General features: G+C 63.5%; 5 protein-coding genes. All 5 read left to right on the forward strand.

From position 1 onward, the window contains the following. Positions 1-962: alpha-2-macroglobulin family protein (locus tag OC610_RS20755; protein ID WP_456300306.1), on the forward strand; the 962-nt coding region annotated here is incomplete at its 5' end. Between the two features lies 1 nt (position 963). Further along, a complete protein-coding gene (locus OC610_RS20760; protein ID WP_264430357.1) occupies positions 964-2,583 on the forward strand; it encodes a DUF2300 domain-containing protein in 1,620 nt (539 codons plus the stop codon). Positions 2,584-2,586: 3 nt separating this feature from the next. After that, positions 2,587-3,417: a YfaP family protein gene (locus OC610_RS20765; protein ID WP_264430360.1), complete on the forward strand. Its 831-nt coding sequence runs from the start codon at positions 2,587-2,589 to the stop codon at positions 3,415-3,417. A 348-nt stretch (positions 3,418-3,765) separates the two neighbouring features. Further along, positions 3,766-4,347, forward strand: a complete 582-nt coding sequence (locus tag OC610_RS20770) for a YjfI family protein (RefSeq protein WP_264430362.1) — start codon at positions 3,766-3,768, stop codon at positions 4,345-4,347. Positions 4,348-4,369: 22 nt separating this feature from the next. Further along, the gene (locus tag OC610_RS20775; protein WP_264430364.1) at positions 4,370-5,068 is read left to right on the forward strand and encodes a PspA/IM30 family protein; all 699 of its coding nucleotides are present in this window, start codon (positions 4,370-4,372) and stop codon (positions 5,066-5,068) included. Positions 5,069-5,093 lie beyond the last annotated feature (25 nt).

Genomic DNA, 5,093 nt, shown 5'->3' on the forward strand with positions numbered 1-5,093 from the left:
GCGTGCTGGACAGCGGCGAGGACAGCTTGGTCATGTACGCGCCGGATTCGGCCCTTGGCCTGGCCAGCGCCCGGGTGCTGACCGCGTCCCTCGCCAAGCAGTCGAAAGTGCCGCTGCCGGCAGCGTTCAGCCGCCAGGCCGACGCCGCGCAACAGCAACTGGAACTCAGCTCCCAGCCGTTCGTCGAGGCTTTGTTGTTGTCGGTGCAAGGCTTCGATCAAGCCCGCGCCAGCGGATTGCTGGAGCGCGTGCTGCCGCAGCAATCGACCCTGGAACGCGCACTGGCCCTGACCTGGCTGCAACGCAGCATCGAGCAGGCTGCGCCGGCCGTGGCCCTGGCGCCGGGCGAAGGCTGGAAAGCCAAGCAAGGCGCGACCGGCGAAACCTACTGGCAATGGCAGGGCGCGCAGCTTCCAACGCAGCTGACCCTGACCGGCGCCCAGGAGCGTCCATTGCAAGCGGCTTTGAGCTTCCAAAGCCAGCAAGCCCCCGTGGCGCCGATGGCCGTGTCGATCACCCGTCGCCTGTCGCGCCTGGTGCCGGGCGACGAGGCGTTCACCTTCAAGCTTGAAGCCGTGGGCAACAAGCCGTTGTCCAGTGACGCTCTCTACCTGGATGAAGTGATCATCAACAGCAAGGCCGCGACGCCGCTGCGCTACGGCATGCTCGAAGTGCCGCTGCCGCCGGGCGCCGATGTGGAACGCACCACCTGGGGCATCCAATTGATGGGCAAGGCCGACAGCGAGCCGACGTCCTTGGAAAAAGCCCGCTTCGAGCCGGGCCAGATGGCTTACGCGGTGCCGGTGGACGCCCTCAGTGGCGAGCTGCGCCTGCGGCACTTGGTGCGCTTCTCCCAGAAGGGTCAGTTCACCCTGCCGCCGGTGCGCTTCACTCAGGTCTACGCGCCACAGAACCAGGCCCGCGAACAGAAACCGGCGCTCGGTCAGGTGACGGTCGACTGACATGCGCAGGCGTTGGGGCTGGTGGTGGTTGTGCTTGATTCCTGCGCTGGCGACAGCGCAGGAGGAGCCGCTGCGCCTGGCTTTCGACGGTCAACTGTTGCGCGTAAGCCAGACCCAGGTGCTGGACCGCCAGCCGTTGCCCGATTCCTTGCAGGCACCGCTGGGCAGCTTGTGGAAACTTTTCGTCTACGCCTGGCTGGTGGACACCGATGCCCGCGAGCCGGCGTATGAATGCCGGGGCGAATCGAAAGAAGAAGTCTATTGCTGCAGCGCCGGACAGAGCATTGGTCGCGACCAGGCACTGGTGAAATCCTGCGGCTTGTATTTCGAACCGCAGCGGCTTGGGCTTTCGGCGCCTGGCTGGCGGGACTATTGGCAAGCGCGGCAGGCGCCGAAATGGTTGCAGGACCTGCCGGCCTTGCAGCCGCAAACCCAGGTGCCCGTGGCAGAGCTGCTCAAGGCGCTGGCGACGCTGCCGGCCCAGGATCAGGCCCGTCGGGTGCTGCTCGACGTGGTGCTTGGCGCGGCGGATGGTCGGTTGGTCGGTCAGTTGGGCGGTCGCCTGCGGGTCAAGACCTGGAGCTGGCTGGGCGATCAAGGGCCTTCGTCGCGCCAGGGCGGTTTCGCCGGTTGGCTGGTCGATGGCACGCCCGTCTGGGCCGGTGGACGCGGTACCAGCCAGCAGGTCTTGAAGAAGTATGGTGATGGCTTGGCCACGGCACTGCCATCCCGTTGGCCGGCGGAAACCGGGCGTTGCGTGGAAGTGGGGTTGTTTGCCCGCTATCCCTTGCAACGGGTGATGTCCGGTGAACGTCCAGCCACGCCGGGACAACTGCGCGGCGACTACCGCGTCGAGTTCGCCAACGGCAACCAGCTGGATATCCACAGCGACGGCGAACTGTTCCTGCTGCCTGGCAAACTGGTCGCGCGGTTGGACCGGGAGGAATACGTCGCTCGGGTCCTGCAGCGCGAAGCCAAGGCCGAACCCGCCGAAGCGGCCAAGGCATTGGCCGTGGCGATCCGCACCTACCTGTTGCAAAACGCCCAGCGCAACGGCGATTGCCTGAGCATCGACGACAGCAGCCATCGCCAGCGCGTCGCGCCGCGTCCGGCGGCGCCGGAAACCCGAGCGATTGCCGCGTGGACCAGCGACCTGGTCCTGGCCGGCACCGATGTGACGTATCACTCCGATCAACCCGGCCCGGACAAGTTGTCCTGGGCCCAGGCCGTCGAGCAAGCCAACGGCGGCCAGCGCTACGACGCGATCCTGTTGCACGCCTATCCACGTGCCAGCCTCAGCCGTTGGGACAACCCGGTGGCGTCCTGCGAAGCACTGCCCGCCGCCCAGGAGTGGCTACTCAAACAGCGACGGGGCTGGCGTGAGCGGTTGGAAAGCGAAGTCGGCTACAACGAAATCAGTGCCTTCGCGGTGTGCCGCGTCGCCTTCGGCCGGCCGTATGTCGACCGTGAACGCCAGCGCATCTACGTGCGCGGCGTGCTGTCGCTGCAAGACCGCCTCGACCTGACCCATGAATATCTGCACCTGGCTTTTGAGGCTCACCCCAATGGCCAGGACGAAAACTATATCGAAGGGCTCGCCCGTCACCTCTTGCTGGAATAGACCATGACACTCCGTTATCCACAGGTCTTGCTGTTGCTCTGCGCCCTGACCGCCTTGCCATCCGCCCTGGCCGCCGACCCCATCAAGCTCGATACTCCCATCGGCGGCTGGCGCAGCGGTGCGCCTGGCGGCGAAGGCGAAAACTTCAGCCAGACCGTCAATTACCCGGCCTCGTCGGTCAACACGCCGCCGGGCCAGGCGAACACGGCGCGCATCAGTGGCCAGATCAAAGGTACACCGAAGAACAACGAGCCGGGCCAACTCATCGTCAACGGCGTAAGCCTGCCGTTGAAGGTTGATGAGGAAGGTCGCTTCGATCGGCCGTTCTCGTTCCCCAATGGCAGCAACAGCGTTGAAGTGCGCAGTGCCGATGGCCAACAGCGCCACCGTACGCAATTCCTCAATACCACCGGTGGCGCTACCCCGGCCAAGCTGCGGGTTTTGCTGACTTGGGACAGCGACGGCACCGACCTGGACCTGCACCTCGTGACGCCGGATGGCGCCCACATCTGGTACGGCGACCGCGTCGCCCCCAACGGCGCCGCCCTCGATGTCGACGTCACCACTGGCTACGGCCCGGAAATCTTTGCCATGCCCGCGCCGATCAAAGGCCAGTACCTGGTGTACGTGAACTACTACGGCGGCGGGTACCGCGGTGATGGGGATGAAGAAGGCGACGGCGAACCAGTGGAACAAGCGCAACAAGCCCTGACCACGGCGAAAGTCACTGTCATCACCGAAGAAGGCACACCGAGCGAAAAGATGGAGACCTTCGTGGTGCCGATGCGGGCGGTGGGCGAGCTGACGTTGGTCAAGAGCTTCAGCTATCCGTAAAGCCTATGGCACCCGCAGGGCCCTGTAGGAGCTGTCGAGCGAAGCGAGGCTGCGATCTTTTGAGGCTAAAGATCAAAAGATCGCAGGCTTCGCCAGCTCCTACACAGCTCCGGAGCGAGCCCGCACACTGGGTTGTCGGCATTTGTGACAAGGAAAAATCTCACGCGTGAGCTATTGTGAGATCTCCAAGTAGCCTGTAGTGTTTCTCACGCGTGAGTTTTTCACAGTGGGGTCAGTACTATGTCAACCAGCTCTCCACCAGATCCGCATGACGGGTCTGTGACCGATTCAGCGAGCCGCACGGGAGAGCGCGCCAAACCCTCCGCGAAAAAGCCATCGAGCTTCTACATGAAGCAGATGCGCGCGGGCCTGAGTGCCGCCGGGTATGTGAAACACGAAACTTGGGTGCTTCCTGAAAACCGAAGCCTGCTCAAGCAAATGGAGAAACAGCTACGCCAACCGATTCTGGCTGGCCCATTCATGTCGGAGGATTACATGAGCGCAGGTAACAACTGGAACATCGATCGCCTCTACACCGCCCTTCAGGCCCTGGATGAAGTGGTCTCGAACGACATCACCCTCTCCCTCGTCCAAGGCGCCGAGTCCAGCATCAAGCTGGAAATGAATGACTTCGGTGGCTTGCCAATCTACATCGCCGTGGTCGGCGACCAGATCATCGTCGATACCGTGCTGGTGGATGTCGAGTCGATCAACGACGTCGCCGCCTTCAACGACGCCGTGTTGCGCAGCCGGGAAATGTTCCCGTTGTCGTCGATCGGTATCGAGTCCATGCCCAACGGGCAGGTTGTCTACAACATGTTCGGCTCCCTGAGCGCAGGTTCCAGCCTGACCAACGTCGTCACCGAGGTCAAAACCCTCGTCGACAACGTCCAGCGCGCCAGCGAAGCCTTCGAACGCTTCTTCATTTAATTCGCCGAATAGGAACCCTCCCATGACCCAGTCCATCTGGAGCAAGTTGTTCACCGCACTGCGTGGCGGTGCCAACGAAGTCGGCGAATCGATCGTCGACCAACAGGCCCTGCGCATCCTCGACCAGGAAATCCGCGACGCCGACACCGCGCTGGCCAACGCCAAGCGTGAGCTGGTCACCATCATGGCCAAGCACAAGCTGGCGACCGATCGCGTCGGCGAATACAACGCCAAGATCCAGGACCTGGAAGCCAAGGCCCTGGCCGCGATCCAGGCCAACCGCGAAGACCTGGCGCTGGAAGTGGCCGAAGCCATTTCGACCCTGACCAACGAACTGGACGCCGAGCAGAAGCACGCGACCGAGTTCGGTGGCTACGCGGACAACATGCGCAAGGACATCACCAAGGCCGAAAGCCGCATCAAGAGCCTGCGCCAGCAAGTGGACATGGCCAAGGCCCGGGAAAGCGTGCAGAAGGCCCAGGTCAGCGCCTCGATCGCCAGCGGCGGTGCCAATGGCAAGCTGGAAACCGCCGTCGGCACCCTCAACCGCCTGCAAGCCAAGCAACAACAACGTGCCGCCGAGCTGCAAGCCCAGGACGAACTGGCCGAGGCTTCGACCGGCTCCGACCTGGAGCGCAAGCTGCGCGATGCCGGCATCACGCCGAACGAAGGCAGCGCCAATGCGATCCTGGAACGCCTGAAGAAAAAATCGGCTGAGTAAGCGGTTCGTAGACACCGAACCCGTG

The organism is Pseudomonas agronomica, assembly GCF_025917275.1.
In the GTDB taxonomy this organism is placed as follows: Bacteria; Pseudomonadota; Gammaproteobacteria; order Pseudomonadales; family Pseudomonadaceae; genus Aquipseudomonas; species Aquipseudomonas agronomica.

What these genes read in the sequence shown, in the direction of transcription:
- OC610_RS20765 (WP_264430360.1), top strand. Translation starts at nt 2,587, where the DNA reads ATGACACTCCGTTATCCACAGGTCTTGCTGTTGCTCTGCGCCCTGACC.
- OC610_RS20760 (WP_264430357.1), top strand. Translation starts at nt 964, where the DNA reads ATGCGCAGGCGTTGGGGCTGGTGGTGGTTGTGCTTGATTCCTGCGCTG.
- OC610_RS20775 (WP_264430364.1), top strand. Translation starts at nt 4,370, where the DNA reads ATGACCCAGTCCATCTGGAGCAAGTTGTTCACCGCACTGCGTGGCGGT.
- OC610_RS20770 (WP_264430362.1), top strand. Translation starts at nt 3,766, where the DNA reads ATGAAGCAGATGCGCGCGGGCCTGAGTGCCGCCGGGTATGTGAAACAC.